The following is a 17423-nucleotide window of genomic DNA, read 5'->3' as shown; positions in this document are numbered from 1 at the left end:
GCCGCGCGAGTCCGGCAGTTGACCTTACCCGTTCCCGGCTGTGACCACTTCCGGAAGTTTCCTCCGCAAAGCGTGGAATGACGCGTAGCGTCACTTCTGTTACCCGCGGTGTTTCTGCGGGCATTGCGTCCCGCAGGAAGGGGGCGTCATGGGCACATCCGGGCGGGAAGTCGTCCACCGTTCATTGGACGGGGTCAGGGTGCGGCTCGCCGGTCCGCACGACCTCGGCCGTCCCTGCACGTCGGTGGCGCGGATCGCCGACGGCGGACGGCTCCACGAGATCTCCGGCGGCACCCGGGCGGACGCGCTCGCCTGGGCCGAGGACATCGGCGTCGCCCGTTTCGACGAGGAGTTCCGCGTCCAGGACGGGCGGCTGCGGGTCGGCCGGGCCGCGGCGGCCCGCGACACGGGCACGGGGCTGAGCGAGACCGTCCTCGCGGCCGTGTGGGAGGGACGCCGCCACGCGGTGTTCACGCACCTCTACCACGCGCGCCCGGCGGACGCGGTCGCGTTCTTCGACACGGTGCGGCTGACCGAGCACGGCGACGGGGTGATCGCCGTCCCGCGCGGCAGGGCCCGGCGGCCCGAGCCCGCCGAGCTGGTCAAGGAGGTCCCCGGCCTCGGGCTCCTGGAGATCACGCCGCTGAACCGGCAGACGCGGCGGCGGCTCCCGTCGTGGCGCGGCGCGCCCGTCGCCGGCGGCGAGCTGTTCCAGGACACCGTGGACGGCCAGGGCCCCTATTTCCTGCTGGCCCTGAAGTCGCTGCTGGTGACCGTCCTGCCCGAGGCGGACCGGGCGCGGGACGTCCCGCGGCGGCTCGCGGGCCTGGCGGTCGAGGCGGTCCCGTGACCGCGCTGGTGGCGGGCGTCGCGGCGGTCGCGGTCCCGCTCGTCCTGGTGGTGTCGCTGTTCGGGCATGTGCGGCGTCCCGGCCTGCTCGCCTCGGCGCTGCGCGCGCACGGCACGCTCCCGCGCGCGCTCGCCGGTCCGGTGGCGGCGGCCGTGGTCGTCGCGGAGGCGGTGACCGGTGTCGGCGGCGCGGCTGCGCTCCTGCTCCGGCTGGACGGGCCCATGCGCGCGGCCTTCGGAGCGGCGGCCGTCCTGCTCGCCCTGTACGCGGCCTACGGGACGTACGTGTCACGCACGCGGCAGAACGCGCCCTGCGGCTGCGCGGGCGGCGGCACACCGATGACCGGGTGGGTCGCCGGACGGGCCGCCGCCCTGTCGGCACTCGCGCTGACCGGCGCCCTGCACGGGCCTCCCGCCGGCTCCACCGCCTACGAGTCGTTCATCGTCGTCACAGCCGGACTGGGGTTCGCGGTGATCCTCTGGACGCTCCCGTCCGCCATGATCGAAAGGAGGCCGGCCGGATGAGCTTCCAGAACAGCGCGCTGCTGCTGTCGTGGGTGGCGATCCTGCTGCTCGCCCTGGTGGTCGCCGGACTCGTCCGGCAGGTCCACGCGCTCGGCCAGGGCCCGTCCCGCCCGACCGGACTCGGCCCCGCGCCCGGCGCGCCTGCGCCGTCCTTCGACCGACTCGGACCGGGCCTGCTGCTCTTCCTCGACCGCGACTGCGGCGTCTGCGCCGACGTGCTCGCCGCCGCCTCCGGCCTGGGCCGCCCCTTCCACGCGATCTTCGCGGGCCCGCCGCCGGACGACGCGCCCGAGGCGACCGTGCCAACCGCCGAGACCGTGCTGGACCGCGAGACCGTGCTGACCAGTGAGACCGTGCTGACCAGTGAGACCGTGCTGACCGGCGAGCAGGACGGCCTGTTCGCCGCCTACCGCGTCCCCGCCACCCCGTTCGCCGTGCTCGTCGGCGCGGACGGCCGGGTGCGGGCCGCCGAACCCGTGGGCTCACCCGACGCCCTCCGCACACTGACCTTGGAGGAGGCCCGATGACCGCAGCCGAGCGAGAACCCTCAGGCCTTCGGGGTGCTGGGGATCGCGCCCTGGAAGGGCAGAGCACGATGATCGAGTTGGAGGACGTCCCGCCGCTGCGCGGGCCGCGACCCGACGGCGCCCCGCGCGTCCGCCGCCGCGTCCCGCCGGACGCGCCGACGTTCAGACCGGCGCGGCGCAGCATCCTCACCGGCCTCGCCGCCGCCGGAGCCACCGCCGGGCTGAAGGCACTCGGCGTCTTCCCGCCCGCGCGGGAGGCGCTGGCGTCCGGGTTCCAGCTGGTCGGCTACTACGACATCTATCCGCGGTGCCCGTCGTACGCGTCCGGCCACGAGTGCTCCCCCGGCTGCGGCCCGAGCCTCGTGTGCGGCTCGTGCTGCCGGACGAGCGGGAAATACAAGGGCTTCCACAAATCCGGGGTGTCGGACCCTGGACGGTACAAACTGCGTCCGAGCCAGTGCCACGGCGGCGGCTACGACGGATGGCTCTGGGCGTACTCCAAGGCCTGCGGCAATTGCAAGAAGGGCATCACCTGGCGCTGCCACGACGGCTGGAAGAAATCGAAGAAGGGCAACTGGTACAAGACGATCTGCCGCACGGCGACGGCGTGCAAGAACTGACGGCCGGGCGGGTGCGGCGCGGCCTGACCGACCCGCTCCTCCCCGTCGCGGCCGTCACGCTCCTCGCGCTGTCGGCCGCCGCCCTGAACGCCGCCGTCCTGTGCTGGGCGTCGATCGGCGTCCTCGCCGGGTTCTCCCTTTCCGGCAGCGTTTGAACGCGCAACAGCGAATCCGTGCTGTTCTCGCCAGGTTGGCGGGCTCCCGTACGGCAGGGCGAGATCCTGGCCGTCTTCACCGCCGGGCTGCTGCTCGGCGGCGCCTTCACCGCCGCGGTGATCTGGCTGCTCTCGGGCCTCTCCGCGCCACTGCCGCCGTCCGTCCGCACGTCCGCGATCCTGGGAGTCGCAGCCCTCGGAACGGCCCGCGAATTCGGCCTCTTCGCTCTCCCTCTCCCGCAGAACGCCCGCCAGATCCCGCAGGAAGTCCTCCAGACGAACCTGCGCCGAGGAACCCTCCAATTCGGTTTCGAGCTGGGCACGGGCGTCCGCACCTATGTCTCGTCGAGCGCCCCTTACGTCCTGTCCCTGGCCCTCCTCCTCAGCCACGAGCCCCTCATCACCGCCCTCACGACCGGCACCGCTTTCGGCCTGGGCCGCGCCCTGAGCGCCACCCTCACCTACCTCTCCCGCGACGACGACCGAACCACCACCCTGACCACCCGCATGCCTCCGATCAAAGCCGCCACAGCCCTGGCCCTCCTCTCGGCCCTGATCCTCCTTGCCTTGTGACACTCTGTGATTCATGCAGCACAACGACCAAGACCGCACCCCCGGCGGCCGCGCCCTAGAGCGGCGGCACTTGGACGAGCTGATCGCCGCCTGCGAAGCCGAGAACGGCCCGGTCGACCCGGCCGCCGTGGCCGCGAAGCTCGCCCTCTTCGACGGCCCGCTTGGTGGCATCGTGGACGCCATGAGCGAGCGCACCCGCAAGTACTCCGTGACGATGCCCGAGGACATCGCAGAGGAGGCACGCGTCCGCAGCGGTGACGCGGGCCTTTCGGCGTACGTCACGGCCGCCGTCGCTCGCCAACTCGAACGTGACAGGCTCGACGAATTTGATAGCGGCCGCCGAGGCCGTCAACGGTCCGGTCGATGAGGCTCAGGTGGAAGCCAATCGTGCCGTCTTCGCCGAGGCTCGCGCGAAGCAGCGCGGGCGGGTCGCGTGACGCTTTCGCTTGCCAATCCGCACGGGACGCTGGTTCTCGACTGTGAAGGATTGTCAAAGGCGGTTCTGCAGGATCCGACCCTGATGAACTGGCCGGCCCTTTGCGGCGAACAGGCGATGGTCGTCAAGGTCTGAGCCAGCACTGCCGGACCGTCGGCACTGACCCCACACCGCATGCAGCGGCACCGGCGGGTCGTGGCGGGCTCTTGACGGATGTGCGGGCGTCTCGGTTCCATAGAAACCGAATGGCATTCTGAACCCGGAGGACGGTGCGCGGTGACGACAGTGCGGGACACCGGCGAGATCGACCTGTCGGATCTGAACTTCTGGTCCCTGCCCCCGGACCGGCGCCTTGAGGCGTTCGCGCGGCTCCGCGAGCGGGACCGGCCCGCGTTCTTCCGCGAGCTGAAGATGCCGTTCATCAGGACCGGGCGGGGCTACTACGCGCTGACCAGGCACGCCGACGTGGTGGAGGCCAGCCGGACGCCTGAAGTCTTCAGCAGCGAGCCGTCCTCCACCAGCATTGCCGACCTGCCCCGGTACATGGCCCGCTACTTCGGCTCGATGATCAACATGGACGACCCGCGGCACGCCAAGATCCGCCGGATCGTGTCGCGGGCGTTCACGCCCCGCGTCCTCGCCAAGCTGGACGCCGACCTCCAGACGACCGCGACGCGGATCGTGGACGACCTGCGCGGCAAGGGCTCGGCCGACTTCGTCACCGACGTCGCGGCCCGGCTGCCCCTGGAGGTCATCTGCGACATGATGGGCATTCCCGGACGGCTGCGTCCCATGGTGTTCCAGCGGACGAACATCATCCTGGGCCTCGGCGACCCCGAGTACACCGGCGGCAAGGACCTCTACCGCGGCGACATCACCCGGATCGGCGTCCTGTACGGACTGCTGCAGGCGATGACGGCCGGGTACGAGCTGAACCACCTGGCGATGAAGCTGGCGCGGCGCCGCCGCCGGTACCCGGGCGACGACCTGGTGTCGCGGCTCGTGACCGCGAACGTCGACGGCGAGTCGCTGACCGACCAGGAGATCGGGTCGTTCTTCATCCTGCTCGTCGTCGCAGGGAACGAGACCACGCGGAACGCCATTTCGCACGGCCTGAAGCTGTTCACCGACAACCCGGAGCAGCGCGCCCTGCTCATGGAGGACTTCGACGCCCACGCGCCCGGCGCGGTGGAGGAGATCGTCCGGATGGCGACGCCGGTCATCCAGTTCCGCCGGACGGTGACCCGCGACCACGAGATGAACGGCAACCGGTACAGGACGGGCGACAAGGTCCTGCTGTTCTACAATTCCGCCAACCGCGACGCCGACGTGTTCACCGGCCCGGACACCTTCGACATCACCCGCTCCCCCAACCCGCATGTGGGATTCGGCGGTCCGGGCCCGCATTTCTGCTTGGGCGCCAACCTGGCCCGGCAGGAGATCACGGTGATGTTCCGAGAACTGTTCACGCGCGTCCCGGACATCCGGGCGAGCGGCGAACCCAAGATGCTCTACTCCAATTTCATCAACGGCATCAAACACCTGCCCTGCACGTTCTGAGCGGCGACGCGCGACGCGTTCGGAGCGACGGGCCCGGACGCCGTGGCGCGGCTGACGGCGTCCAGGCCCATCGCGGTCAGGGGGCCTTGTGCCCGGCGGTCCGGGCGGCGGGCGACACGGCCAGGTAGTCGAGGGCGCGCTGCGTGGAGCATTCGCGGGACGGGTGATAATCGCGCCGCAGATATGAGCGGGCCGCGGACATCATGAACCGGTTACTGGGGAACAGCCCGCGCCGCACAGCCCGCCGGTAATCACGGATCCGGGGACGGACGCCCTTCAGCGTGGGATCTGCCCGGCACAGATACACGGCGCCTGCGTACACCATGAGCGGGATGGCAAGGACGCCAAGGAAGAATGCGATGAAGCGCGTCCAGTAGCGTCCGGCCACGTGCTCGTAGACGTCGAACGCGACGGAGCGGTGCTCGACCTCCTCGGCGCCGTGCCAGCGCAGCAGGTCCAGCATCGTCGGGTCGGCTTCGGCGTCGTCGAGTGCGCGGGCGTCCAGGATCCACTGGCCGAGGGCGGCGGTGTAGTGCTCGATTCCGGCGATGATCCCGATCCGGACGTGCAGCCACCGCCGCCTGGGCACGAGCGGCAGCGGGCACCGGTCGCCGAGCAGCCGCCTGAACATCCACTCGATCCGGTCGGTGAGGGGACGCGGGTCGAGGCCCCGCGCGAGCATCTGCCGGTCGAGAACGCCCTGGTGGGAGTAGGCGTGCACGGCCTCCTGGCCCATGAACCCCTTGACCTCCCTGTGGAGGCGCGGGTCGTCCTCCACGAGGGGGAGCGTCTGCTTGTAGACGTGCACGAACCAGCGCTCGCCCGCGGGCAGGAGCAGGTGCAGGACGTTGATGAAGTGCGTGGCGACGGGCTCGTCCGGGATCCAGTGCAGGGGCGTGTCCGTCCAGTCGAACCTGACGCGCCGCGGGGTGATGGCGGGATGCCGCTCGTCGATCTCGCCCATCACCCCTCCACTCAATTGGACTTGAAATCCAATATTGGGAACGCGGCGGGACCGCGTCAAGGGCGGAGCGGAGTCGCTCAGGTCACAGGGGCGAGGACGACGTCGACGGTCAGGTCGGCGGGGGCGTCCTCCAGCGTCAGGTCGGCGATGCGCCCGGCCGCGGCCAGATCCGGACGCGCGATCCGCGTCACCTCGGCGCCCCGCACGACCGCGCTGGTCACGTCGGCGCGCATCGACGCCTTCGCCTCCGACTTGGCCTTGCGGACCTGCCGGAGCGCCTCCCCCGTCGCCGCCAGCACGGCCGGATCACCGCCCGGAGGCAGCTCCGCCGTCGACGGCCAGGACGCCGCGTGCACCGACCCCTGCCGCCACCACGACCACACCTCCTCGGTCACGAACGGCAGGACGGGCGCGAACAGCCGCAGCAGAACCGACAGCGCCGTCCGCAACGCGGCCCGCGCGGACTGGCCCTCCGGCCCGTCGCCGTAGGCGCGCGCCTTGACCAGCTCCAGGTAGTCGTCGCAGAACTCCCAGAAGAATCGCTCCGTCCGCTTCAGAGCGCGCGCGTAGTCGTAGCCCTCGAACGCGTCCGTCGCCTCCCGGACGACCCCGGACAGCGCCGCCAGCATCGCCCGGTCGAGCGGCTCCGTCACCGCCGCGTCCGCGCGCACCTCCCCCAGCCCCAGCACGAACTTGGACGCGTTGAGGATCTTGATCGCGAGGCGCCGCCCGACCTTGATCTGCCCGGTGTCGAACGCGGTGTCGGTCCCCGGACGCCCGCCCGCCGCCCAGTACCGGACGGCGTCGGACCCGTACTCGCGCAGCAGGTCGATCGGCGTGACCACGTTCCCCTTCGACTTCGACATCTTCTTGCGGTCCGGGTCGAGGATCCAGCCAGACAGCGCCGTGCCCTTCCACGGCAGCGAGCCGTGCTCCAGATGCGCGCGGACGACCGTGGAGAACAGCCACGTCCGGATGATGTCGTGCGCCTGCGGCCGCAGGTCGTACGGGAACACCCGGCCGAACAGGTCGGCGTCGCGCTCCCAGCCGCCCGCGATCTGCGGGGTCAGCGACGACGTCGCCCAGGTGTCCATGACGTCGGGATCGCCGATGAAGCCGCCCGGCTCGCCGCGCCGCCCCTCGCCGAACCCGGGCGGGGCGTCGGACGACGGGTCGACGGGCAGCGCGTCCTCCGCCGGGACGATCGGCGAGTCGTAACGCGGCTCGCCCTCCCCGTCCAGCGGATACCAGACCGGGATCGGCACGCCGAAGAACCGCTGCCGCGAGATCAGCCAGTCGCCGTTGAGCCCCTCGACCCAGTTCTCGTACCGGGCCCGCATGTAGCCGGGGTGCCATTCCAGCTCGCGTCCGCGCGCGAGGAGCTCCGCGCGGACGCCCTCGTCGCGCCCGCCGTTGCGGATGTACCACTGCCGCGTCGTGACGATCTCCAGCGGCTTGCTGCCCTTCTCGTAGAACTTCACCGGACGGGTGATCTTGCGGGGCTCGCCGTCCAGGTCGCCGGACTCGCGCAGCAGCTCGGCGACCCGCTCCTTGGCGGAGAAGACCGTCTTCCCGGCCAGCTCGCCGTACGGGTGCGCGGGGACGCCGTCCGGCGGGTCGGCGGCGAGCCGCCCGTCCCAGCCGATGACCGCGCGGGTGGGCAGGTTCAGCTCGCGCCACCAGGTGACGTCCGTGACGTCGCCGAACGTGCAGATCATCGCGATGCCGGACCCCTTGTCCGGCTCCGCCAGCCGGTGCGCGACGACCGGGACCTCGACGCCGAACAGCGGCGTGCGGACGGTCGTCCCGAACAGCTCCCGGTACCTGTCGTCGTCCGGATGCGCGACCAGCGCGACGCACGCGGGCAGCAGCTCGGGCCGCGTCGTCTCGATGTAGACGGGCCGCTCGTCGCCGTGGAACCGGATCCGGTAGAAGGCGCCGGGCTGCTCGCGGTCTTCCAGCTCGGCCTGGGCGACGGCCGTGCGGAACGTGACGTCCCACAGCGTCGGCGCCTCCGACAGGTAGGCCTCGCCCCTCGCGAGGTTGCGGAGGAAGGCGCGCTGGGACGCCGTCCGCGACACGTCCCCGATGGTGGTGTAGAGATGGCTCCAGTCGACCGACAGGCCGACGCGGCGCCACATCTCCTCGAACGCCTTCTCGTCCACCGCGGTGAGCCGCTCGCACAGCTCGATGAAATTGCGCCGCGAGACGGGCAGCTGCCGCTTCGGATCGGGCTTGGCCGGAGGCTCGAAGTCCGGATCGTACGGAAGGGACGGATCGCACCGCACACCGAAGTGGTTCTGGACGCGCCGCTCCGTGGGCAGGCCGTTATCGTCCCAGCCCATGGGGTAGAAGACCGCCCGACCGCGCATGCGGTGATACCGCGCGACGGTGTCGGTGTGGGTGTAGGAGAAGACGTGGCCGACGTGGAGGGAACCGCTCACGGTGGGCGGCGGGGTGTCGATCGAGAAGACCTCGCCGCGCGGACGCGTGCGGTCGAAGCGGTAGACGCCCTCGTCCTCCCAGGCGCGTACCCACTTGTCCTCCAGGCCGTCCAGGGAGGGCTTGGGAGGGACGCTCGGGGTACGCGGCTGCTCTGTCATGGAGCAATCGTATTGACCTCGCCCCGGACCGCATGCCAATTACCGCGCCGGGCCGGCGCGGACCCGACGATCACCGGCGGACGGTTCCGGTAGCGTCGGACCCACAGGACGACTGGAGGACGAACATGGCGGACAAGGGCGACCTCGGCTGGCGGGTGATGGCCGGCGCCGCGGCCTTCGCGGGCGGTTTCGTCGCGAAGAAGGCCATCACGCTGGCCTGGAAGAAGAGCACCGGGAAGGAGCCGCCGACGAACCCCGAGTCGCCCGAGGTCGCGCTGACCGAGGCGATCGGCTGGGCCGTGGTCATGGGCGTCGGCATGGAGCTCGCCCGCCTGCTGGCCACCCGCGCCGCCGCCCGCCAATGGGCCAAGGGCACCGGCGAGCTCCCGTCCCACCTCAAGGCGGACGTGTAGTGCTCAGCGCCGGTGGTCGCGCGGGAGCGGGGGCGGGGCCCCGGTCGTCTGGCGCAGGTCGTGGCGGATCTTGGCGGCCAGGGCCCTGGTGGCGGAGCGGTTGAGGGCGGCGCCCGCGGCGGCGCCGGTGAGGAAGGGGCCCATCGTGCCCAGGCTGCGGCCGAAGGTGCGCAGCATGCGTTTGCGCAGGGCCGACTTGGCCGCCGTGCCCAGGGCGCTGGTGAGCGAGCCGGTCTCCAGGGGGTTGATGCCGCGCTGCCGGGCCCAGGACGTGACGAACGCCGCGCCGCGGGCGGTCCCGGTGCCCTGGACGGTGATGCCGTACACCTCGTGCAGTTCGGCGATCATCTTGACCTCGAGGGCCGCGACGATCAGGGTCTCGGCCGCCAGCTGAGCGGGGGCGGTCAGCAGCAGCGGCGGGGCGGCGAACTCCACGGCGGCGAGCGCGCCGCCGGCGGCGCCGACGGCGGTGGTGCCGTTCCCGGCCACCTTGACGATCCGGTCGGCGAGTTCCTCGCCCATCAGCCCGTGGTGGTGGGCCTGCAGCGTCTCCAGGTCGCGGATCGGGATGTGCGGGGCGGCCTCGACGAGCAGGTCGCCGAGCCACCGGCCGCGCGCGATGCCCGCGGCGCCTGCTCTGCGGGCGTTCTGGCCGAGCAGTGCGGCCAGTCGTCCGAGCAGGCGGCCACGGGTCTCGCGGTCCATGCTCTCTTCGGCGGTGAGCCGTCCGACCAGCTCACCGAGTTCGGCGGAACCGTTCCGGCGGGACGGCTCCATGTCCTCCTGACGTTCGATCTCTCCCGGCACCCTGCGGCCACTCCCGGTCAGGCGGCGCACTCGCGGCAGATGGGCTGGCCGTTCTTCTCGGTGGCCAGCTGGCTGCGGTGGTGCACCAGGAAGCAGCGCGTGCAGGTGAACTCGTCGGCCTGCCGCGGGACCACCCGGAAGGTGAGTTCCTCGTTCGACAGGTCGGCGCCGGGCAGCTCGGCGACCTCGCCGGCGTCCAGGTCCTCGTCGATGATGCTGGCGGCCTTGTCGGCCCGCCGGGCCTGGAGCTCCTGGAGGCTGTCCTCGCTGAGGTCGTCGTCTGTCTTGCGTGGGCTGTCGTAGTCGGTCGCCATCTTCTATCTCCATCCCCCTCAGTGCTTTATGCGCCCCGTCGCGCGGAACTAACGCTCGGGGGACCGTTCTTGTGCCCGATCCGGGCGGGAAATTCTGTCACGGTTGGTGACCTGCGACACACAAGGCGCGACCGTCCCCACGAGTGACACCCGTCACCCGCATCTCTCCCTCGAAATGTGTCTTCTGTCACATATGAGACGGATGTCGCGGTGTGGTGCCGGAACAGGGGCTCTCCCGCCGCGGATCGCGCGGCGGTCGGGGATCATATCGGTCCGGGGGGCGTTGTGCGCGCCGACCTGCCCGGCGCGGCGGGACCGCCGATCGGGCAGGTCGGACATCGAACCAGACTCTTCAGTGAAACGTCTGAACTAACGCGATATCGTGCCCGCCTGAGGTTGGGGGCGGGCCCCCTGCGGGGTCTGCCAGGCGAATGCCGGCGAAAGGCCCCCGCTACGGGGTCCGGCGCACACTATCGCGGGACATCACTGCGGGTCACTGGAGGGTCAGATGCCGGATGCCGCTCCGCTGGAGCCGGGCGATCCTAGGGCACTCGGACAGTACGAGGTCGTCGGACGGCTCGGCGCCGGGGGTCAGGGCGCCGTCTTCCTGGGCAGGACGCCCGGAGGCGAGTACGTCGCCGTCAAGCTGCTGCACGCGCAGATGGCGAACGACCCGGCCGCGCGGGCCCGGTTCACCCGCGAGGTGGCGGCGGCGCAGAAGGTCGAGCCCTTCTGCACGGCGCGCGTCCTGGAGGCCGACGTCCACGGCGACCAGCCGTACGTCGTCAGCGAGTTCATCGACGGGCCGTCCCTGCACGACGTCGTCGCGCACGACGGGCCGCGCAGCCCCCAGGAGCTGGAGCGCCTCGCGATCGGCACGGTGACGGCGCTCGCCGCCATCCACGAGGCCGGGATCGTCCACCGCGACTTCAAGCCGAACAACGTCATGCTGGCGGCGGACGGCCCCCGCGTCGTCGACTTCGGCATCGCCAGGACGGTCAACTCGCAGGAGAGTGCGGTCACCGCCACCGGCATGGTGGTCGGCACCCCCGGCTACCTCGCGCCCGAGCAGCTCACCGGCGCGCCGCTCACCCCGGCCGTCGACATCTTCGCCTGGGCCGCGACGATGGTGTTCGCCGCGACCGGGCAGTCGCCGTTCGAGGCGGACACGCTGCCGGTCATCATCAACCGGATCCTCAACGAGGAGCCCGACCTGTCCGCGCTGCCCGCCGGGCCGCTGCGCGACCTGGTCGGACGCTGCCTGTCCAAGGACGCGGGCCTGCGCCCGCCGGCGGCGCAGCTCCTGCTGAACCTGCTGGGCCACGTCGGCGCCGCGCCCGGTGGCCAGGCGGGCGGCCAGGAGGACCTGCTCAACCAGGGCACCCGGATCGCGTCGCAGCTCGCGCCGCCGCCGCCGGTGCCCGCCGCGCCGCGCCCGCAGCAGCCGCCCCAGCAGCAGATCACCCCGCCGCCCATGCCGATGCACCAGGCCGGGATGCCGCCGGGCCCGCACACGCCGCCGCCGCAGCCGATCACGCCGCCGCCCATGCCGATGTACCAGGGCGGGGCGATGCCGCCCCCGCCGCCGACGCAGCCGCGGATGCCGATGGGGCAGCCCGTCCCGCCGGGGCCCGCGTACGGGCGGCCGAAGCAGGGCGGCGGCGCCGGGCCGGTCATCGCGATCGGGTGCGGCGTCCTGGCGCTGATCGTCGTCATCGTGATCGTGGCGATCGTGCTCGTCGCCGCCAGCGACGACGACCCGGACCCGGATCCGTACACGCCGCCGATCACCTACACGCCGCCGACCGACACCGACACGCCGACGCCGTCCACCACCCGCGGCGGGATCATCGGCGTCTGGAGCGGCAACGGGACCCAGCCGGCCGCCACCAGCGGCCACACGAACTTCCAGGTGCGGTTCACCCTCGCCTACTCGCTCGGCTTCGCGGTGTACACCTACCCGTCCGGGTCGCAGGTCGACTGCCGGACGCGGCTCACGCACCTGTCCGGCACCACCGAGAGCTCGCGGATCGAGTACCAGGAGACCCCGTACACGGGGATGGACCCGAAGGAGTGCGCCTCCGGGTACATCACGTTCATCCCGTCCGGGTCCGTCACCAGCGGTTCCAGCATGCGGTGGGAGTGGCGGCAGAACCGTTCCTCCTCGTCCCCCAACGCCTACGGGACCGTGACGAGGTGACGGACGAGATCACCCCACTCCGTGCGGGTGATCCGTCCAGGCTCGGCGCGTACCGCCTGACCGGCCTCCTCGGGGAGGGCGGTCAGGGCACCGTCTACCTCGGTGAGGACGAGCCGGGCCACCGGGTCGCCGTGAAGCTGCTGCACGCGCGGTTCAGCGGCGACCCGAAGGCCAGGGCGCGGTTCGCGGCCGAGGTGGCGGTGGCCAAGCGGGTGTCGGCGTTCTGCACGGCCCGCGTCCTCGACTCCGACGTCGAGGGCGACAGCCCGTACATCGTCAGCGAGTACATCGACGGCCCGCCGCTGTCGAAGGTGCTGGCCGCCACGGGCCCGCGGCGCGGCACGGAGCTGGACCGGCTGGCGATCGGCACGATGACTGCCCTCGCCGCCATCCACCAGGCGGGCGTCGTGCACCGCGACTTCAAGCCCGCCAACGTGCTGCTCGCCCCGGACGGCCCGCGAGTGATCGACTTCGGCATCGCGCGGGCGCTGGACGCGACGGGCACCATGTCGAGCACGGCCATCGGCACGCCCGCCTACATGGCGCCCGAGCAGATCTCCGGCGCGCGCGTCGGGCCCGCGGCGGACGTGTTCGCGTGGGGCGCCACGATGGTCTACGCGGCGTCCGCGCGTCCCGCGTTCGGGCAGGACTCCATTCCCGCGGTCATGCACCGCATCCTCAACCTGCCCCCGGATCTCGGCGACCTGCACGAGCCGCTGCGCCAGATCGTGGCGGACTGCCTCAGCAAGGACCCCGGGCTGCGTCCCGAGTCGCAGCACGTCCTCGCGTACCTCCTGGACCTCGCGGGGAACCTCCCGCTGCCGGGCGCGCGCCCGGACGCGGACGGCGACGACTCCGTGATCCTGACCCAGGGCGCCGTGACCGCGGCCACGGAGTCGGCGCGGCTGCGGATCGTTCCGACGCCCCCGCCCCAGCTGACGCCGTCCCACCAAACACCGCCGTCCCAGCAGACGCCGTCCCAGCAGACGTCGGGCCACCAGGCGCTGTCCAGTGCGGCTTGGCCGCCTCCGGCTCCGCCGCCCGGTGGGCAGGGGTACGCCGCGACGTGGCCGTCCACGTCACCCGTACCCGGCGCGGACGCCACCCGGCCGCCGGGCAGGCGCGGCCGGCGCGGCATGGGCGTGCTGGCGAGCGCGGGCGGCGCGGCGTTGGTCGCCCTGGTGGTCGCCGGCACCGTGATCGCGACCCAGCTCCTCCGCGACGGCGGCAAGCCCGACGCCACCACGACGGCGTCCGGCGGACGGACGGGCGGCACGCTCCGCATCGCGATGCGCACCGCGGGCACCAGCGCCAACGAGATCGACCCGTCGCACGTCTTCAGCGGGACTGAGCGGTTCCTGACCAAGCAACTGTTCACCGGCCTGACCGAGCTCGGCCCGGACGGCGCCGCCCGCAACCGCCTCGCCACCCAGATCACCCCGGACGCGTCCTGCCGCCAGTGGAAGATCCTCATCAAGGCGGGGACGACGTTCAGCGACGGGCGCCCAGTCGACGCGCAGGCGTTCGCCCGCGGCTGGGCGCGCAGCGCGGCGACGGACACCGGCGGCGGCTCCTACCTGATGAACGACATCGTGGGCTTCACCGAGACCACCGCCGGCAGGGCCGCGACGCTATCCGGGGTCAAGGTGGTGTCGGGCACCGCTCTGGACGTCACGCTCACGTCCCCCAACTGCGATTTCGTCACCCGGCTGTCCGAGCCCGCGTTCATGCCCGTCCCCGAGGACGCGGGCAAGCCCGACAACGCGGCGTACAACACCCGGCCCGTCGGGAACGGCCCGTTCAAGCTGCAGGAGTACCGGCAGGATTCGCGGGCGGCGCTGGTCCGCAACGACGCCTGGGCGTTCGGCAAGACGAGGCTCGACGGCGTCGACATCCGGCTCAGCGACGAGCCGGCGCTCGGACGCACGGCGTACACGGCCGGCGAGGTCGACTGGTACTCCGTCCCCGCCGACCAGTTCGCGACCGTCCCCAAGACCGGCCTGGTCTCGCGGCCAGGGCCGTTCACCCGCATGCTCGTCCCGATCACCGCGCGCGGGCCGATGAAGTCGAGGGAGGCCAGGGAGGCGGTGTCCTACGCCGTCGACCGGAAGAAGCTCGGCGCGCTGTTCGGCGGCGCCTACACGGAGGCGCACGGCATCGTCCCGCCCGGGATCCCCGGCTTCGGCAAGCCGGGCCCCTGCCCGTCGTGCGACGGGACGGGCCCCGCGAAGGCCAAGGCGCTCGCCGAGCGGGCGGGGCTCAAGCCGGGTTCGGAGATCCGGCTCTACCACCGGGCCTCGCCCGCCGACGAGAAGCTGGTCGAGGCCGTGCGGGGCTCGCTGGAGTCGGTCCTCGGCTGGAAGATCGAGAAGCGGACGATCCCGCTCACCGAGTTCGAGCGGTTCCGCAAGGACCTCGTCGCGGGCGACGCGTCCGGCCTGGCGTTCTTCTCCTGGGGACCCGACTATCCCGGCGCCTACTCGATGCTGTGGCCGCTGCTCGGCAGCACGCTGGTGGCGACCAGCAAGAACGCCTACTACAACCTGTCCGGCTGGCAGAACACGAACTTCGACAACCTGATCTCCACCGCGCTCAGGACGCAGTCCGCCGGCGCCCGGACGACCCTGTTCCAGCAGGCCGAGAAGACGGCGCTGGACGACATGGCCCTCGTCCCCCTGGTCAACACCGGTACGGCCGCGATCCGCAGGGACGGCAAGTACGTCGGCCTGGAGCTGGACTACGACGGCGACCCGACCGTGGCGACCGCCGCGCTCAAATAGGGGGCGGGCGGTCGGCCGGGAGGCGGACGGTGACGATCAGCCCGCCGCCGGGACGCGGCGCCGCGTACACGGCGCCGCGGTGCGCCAGCACCACCGACCGCACGATCGACAATCCGAGCCCGGCGCCCTTCGCCGACTCGACGCGGTCGGCGTTCAGCCGCCGGAACGGCTCGAACAGCCGCTCCACCTCGTAGGCGGGCACGGCGGGGCCGGTGTTCTCGACCTGGATCGTGGCGTAGCCCTCCAGCATCCCGGTGCGGATCCAGAGCTCGCCGCCGTCCTCCACGTTGTGCTTGATCGCGTTCTCGACGAGGTTGGACACCAGGTGCTCCAGCAGCACCGGGTCGCCGAGCGCCTTCCCAGACGTCAGCTCCGGATGGACGGACACCTCGGCGTCGTGGTCGCGGCGCGCCGAGTGCTCCAGCACCGTCGTCGCCACCTCCGCCAGGTCGACCGGGGTGCGGGTCGCCAGCTCCCGTTCGCTGCGGGCGAGCAGCAGCAGGCCCTCGATGAGCCGCTCGTGCCTGGCGTTGGTGGCCAGGAGCGTCCGGCCGACGGCGCGCAGGTCGTCGGAGACGTCCGGGTCGCCGAGCGCGACCTCCAGCAGCGTCCGGTTGATCGCGAGCGGGGTGCGCAACTCGTGGGACGCGTTCGCGACGAACCGGCGCTGCGAGTCGAACGCCATCCCGAGCCGCTCCAGCATCGCGTCGAAGGTGTCGGCGAGCTCCTTGATCTCGTCGTCCGGGCCCTCCAGCGCGATCCGCTCGTGCAGCGTGCTCTCCGACAGGCGGCGCGCCGTGGTGGTGACCCGCTGCAGCGGGCTGAGCGCCCGGTCGGCGACGAACCAGCCCAGCACCAGCGTGATCACCCCGACGCCGCCGAGCGCGAGCAGGGACCGTCCGACCAGCTGCCGCATCGTCTGCTCGACGAACTGGCGCTGCAGCGCGGCGGCCTCCTCGTCGGACAGGTTGAGGCCGATCACCTTGACGCTGCCGAGGATGTCGGCCATCAGCACCGACATCACGAACAGCAGCAGCGCGCCCGCCATGAAGAACAGCAGCCCGTACAGGAGGGTGAGGCGCAGCCGGACGCTCATGCGGGGCAGCGCCTTCTCGCCGAACGTCCGTCCGTCTCCGTGCCACATGCCCTTGGGGGCGGCGGCCGGCTGCGGTACCTGCTGCGGGCCCGGACGCCGCCACGGGCCGCCGGCACCGCCGCCGCCGGACTGCTCCGGGCCGTTGCGGGGCGCGGGCTCGGCGGTCACAGCCGGTATCCCACGCCGGGCACGGTCTCGATCACCGGGGGGTCGCCGAGCTTCTTGCGCAGCGTCATCATCGTGACGCGGACGACGTTCGTGAACGGGTCGATGTGTTCGTCCCAGGCCTTTTCCAGGAGCTGCTCGGAGCTGACGACGGCGCCGTCCGCGCTGAGCAGCACCTCGAGGACGGCGAACTCCTTGCGGGTCAGCTCGACCGGACGGCCGTCCCGCGCGACCTCCCGGCGGGCCGGGTCGAGGCTGATCCCGGCGCGCTCCAGGACGGGCGGCAGCGGCGCGGCGGCGCGCCGGCCGAGGGCCCGCACCCGGGCGATCAGCTCGGCGAACGCGAACGGCTTGGCCAGGTAGTCGTCGGCGCCGATGGACAGGCCCTCGACGCGGTCGTCCAGCTCGCCCGCGGCGGTCAGCATGATGATCCGCGCCGGGTAGCGCTGCGCGACGAGCTGCTTGCACACGTCGTCGCCGTGGACCCTGGGGAGGTCGCGGTCCAGCACGATCACGTCGTACTCGTTGACGCCGGCCCGTTCCAGCGCGCCGGCGCCGTCGTAGGCCACGTCGACGGCCAGCGTCTCCCTGCGCAGGCCGGTGGCGATCGCGTCGGCGAGCACACGCTCGTCCTCGACGACTAGAACACGCACGGGGTCCCCCTCCATGGCCGGGACGCGGGCCGTCCCGGGCTCCAGATATGCCACGGACGACGTAAGACGCCCGTAAACACCTGTTCAGATGATCGTTGTCCGCGCCGCGGTGGCGCGGGCGCAAGAATCCGCGAAAATTGCATCGACGTTCGGGTTTACCTTCAGCCTAGGCCTGGGTAGGCA

The 17423-nt window shown here is 72.0% G+C and carries 18 protein-coding genes; 12 read left to right on the top strand and 6 right to left on the bottom strand.

The features are described 5' to 3' along the window. Positions 1 to 148 precede the first annotated feature (148 nt). The 9 genes from ACH34T_RS29185 (at position 149) to ACH34T_RS29145 (ending at position 5245) form a co-directional block, all read left to right on the top strand. Positions 149 to 850, top strand: coding sequence for a hypothetical protein (locus ACH34T_RS29185; RefSeq protein WP_396024136.1), 702 nt, complete (start codon positions 149 to 151; stop codon positions 848 to 850). Continuing rightward, on the top strand, positions 847 to 1374 hold the full coding sequence (locus ACH34T_RS29180; RefSeq protein WP_396024135.1) for a MauE/DoxX family redox-associated membrane protein: 528 nt from the start codon (positions 847 to 849) through the stop codon (positions 1372 to 1374). Before ACH34T_RS29185 ends, ACH34T_RS29180 begins: the two co-directional genes overlap by 4 nt. Continuing rightward, entirely contained in the window at positions 1371 to 1901 is a 531-nt protein-coding gene (locus tag ACH34T_RS29175) for a hypothetical protein (protein WP_396024134.1), read from the top strand. Before ACH34T_RS29180 ends, ACH34T_RS29175 begins: the two co-directional genes overlap by 4 nt. 68 nt (positions 1902 to 1969) lie before the next feature. Next, the gene (locus ACH34T_RS29170) at positions 1970 to 2521 is read left to right on the top strand and encodes a hypothetical protein (RefSeq protein ID WP_396024133.1); all 552 of its coding nucleotides are present in this window, start codon (positions 1970 to 1972) and stop codon (positions 2519 to 2521) included. Continuing rightward, positions 2509 to 2676: a hypothetical protein gene (locus ACH34T_RS29165; protein ID WP_396024132.1), complete on the top strand. Its 168-nt coding sequence runs from the start codon at positions 2509 to 2511 to the stop codon at positions 2674 to 2676. The genes ACH34T_RS29170 and ACH34T_RS29165 overlap by 13 nt, the downstream gene beginning before the upstream one ends. 18 nt (positions 2677 to 2694) lie before the next feature. Further along, positions 2695 to 3249, top strand: a complete 555-nt coding sequence (locus ACH34T_RS29160; protein ID WP_396024131.1) for a hypothetical protein — start codon at positions 2695 to 2697, stop codon at positions 3247 to 3249. 13 nt (positions 3250 to 3262) lie between these two features. Beyond that, positions 3263 to 3616, top strand: a complete 354-nt coding sequence (locus ACH34T_RS29155) for a hypothetical protein (RefSeq protein ID WP_396024130.1) — start codon at positions 3263 to 3265, stop codon at positions 3614 to 3616. A gap of 66 nt (positions 3617 to 3682) precedes the next feature. Further along, positions 3683 to 3820, top strand: coding sequence for a hypothetical protein (locus tag ACH34T_RS29150; RefSeq protein WP_396024129.1), 138 nt, complete (start codon positions 3683 to 3685; stop codon positions 3818 to 3820). 141 nt (positions 3821 to 3961) lie between these two features. Further along, positions 3962 to 5245, top strand: a complete 1284-nt coding sequence (locus ACH34T_RS29145) for a cytochrome P450 (RefSeq protein ID WP_396024128.1) — start codon at positions 3962 to 3964, stop codon at positions 5243 to 5245. A 76-nt stretch (positions 5246 to 5321) separates the two neighbouring features. On the opposite strand, the gene ACH34T_RS29140 is transcribed toward ACH34T_RS29145, so the two are convergent. Both ACH34T_RS29140 and valS read right to left on the bottom strand, forming a co-directional pair. After that, a complete protein-coding gene (locus ACH34T_RS29140) occupies positions 5322 to 6209 on the bottom strand; it encodes a metal-dependent hydrolase (protein ID WP_396024127.1) in 888 nt (295 codons plus the stop codon). Between the two features lie 77 nt (positions 6210 to 6286). Then, positions 6287 to 8812, bottom strand: coding sequence for a valine--tRNA ligase (gene valS, locus ACH34T_RS29135; RefSeq protein WP_396024126.1), 2526 nt, complete (start codon positions 8810 to 8812; stop codon positions 6287 to 6289). A 125-nt stretch (positions 8813 to 8937) separates the two neighbouring features. On the opposite strand from valS, the gene ACH34T_RS29130 reads away from it, so the two are divergent. Further along, complete coding sequence (locus ACH34T_RS29130) at positions 8938 to 9225, top strand: DUF4235 domain-containing protein (RefSeq protein WP_396024125.1); 288 nt, start codon at positions 8938 to 8940, stop codon at positions 9223 to 9225. A gap of 3 nt (positions 9226 to 9228) precedes the next feature. Here ACH34T_RS29130 and ACH34T_RS29125 read toward each other — a convergent pair whose 3' ends face one another. Next, positions 9229 to 10032, bottom strand: coding sequence for a hypothetical protein (locus ACH34T_RS29125; protein WP_396024124.1), 804 nt, complete (start codon positions 10030 to 10032; stop codon positions 9229 to 9231). 17 nt (positions 10033 to 10049) lie between these two features. After that, on the bottom strand, positions 10050 to 10346 hold the full coding sequence (locus tag ACH34T_RS29120; RefSeq protein WP_067893074.1) for a DUF4193 domain-containing protein: 297 nt from the start codon (positions 10344 to 10346) through the stop codon (positions 10050 to 10052). Positions 10347 to 10854: 508 nt separating this feature from the next. On the opposite strand from ACH34T_RS29120, the gene ACH34T_RS29115 reads away from it, so the two are divergent. Together ACH34T_RS29115 and ACH34T_RS29110 are read left to right on the top strand one after the other, a co-directional pair. Continuing rightward, positions 10855 to 12546, top strand: a complete 1692-nt coding sequence (locus ACH34T_RS29115) for a serine/threonine-protein kinase (RefSeq protein WP_396024123.1) — start codon at positions 10855 to 10857, stop codon at positions 12544 to 12546. Then, positions 12543 to 15326, top strand: coding sequence for an ABC transporter substrate-binding protein (locus ACH34T_RS29110; protein ID WP_396024122.1), 2784 nt, complete (start codon positions 12543 to 12545; stop codon positions 15324 to 15326). The genes ACH34T_RS29115 and ACH34T_RS29110 overlap by 4 nt, the downstream gene beginning before the upstream one ends. Here the strand turns inward: ACH34T_RS29110 and ACH34T_RS29105 are convergent. Further along, positions 15319 to 16590 carry a sensor histidine kinase gene (locus ACH34T_RS29105; protein WP_396024121.1) on the bottom strand — a complete coding sequence of 424 codons (1272 nt, stop codon included), beginning with the start codon at positions 16588 to 16590 and terminating at the stop codon, positions 15319 to 15321. The genes ACH34T_RS29110 and ACH34T_RS29105 overlap by 8 nt on opposite strands. Beyond that, on the bottom strand, positions 16587 to 17240 hold the full coding sequence (locus ACH34T_RS29100) for a response regulator transcription factor (protein ID WP_396024120.1): 654 nt from the start codon (positions 17238 to 17240) through the stop codon (positions 16587 to 16589). The genes ACH34T_RS29105 and ACH34T_RS29100 overlap by 4 nt, the downstream gene beginning before the upstream one ends. Positions 17241 to 17423: the final 183 nt, after the last annotated feature.

This window comes from Actinomadura sp. 9N215 (assembly GCF_044326345.1).
Taxonomy (GTDB): domain Bacteria; phylum Actinomycetota; class Actinomycetes; order Streptosporangiales; family Streptosporangiaceae; genus Spirillospora.
Note: the sequence above shows the minus strand (reverse complement) of the source record. Positions and strands in the feature narration are given on the sequence as shown.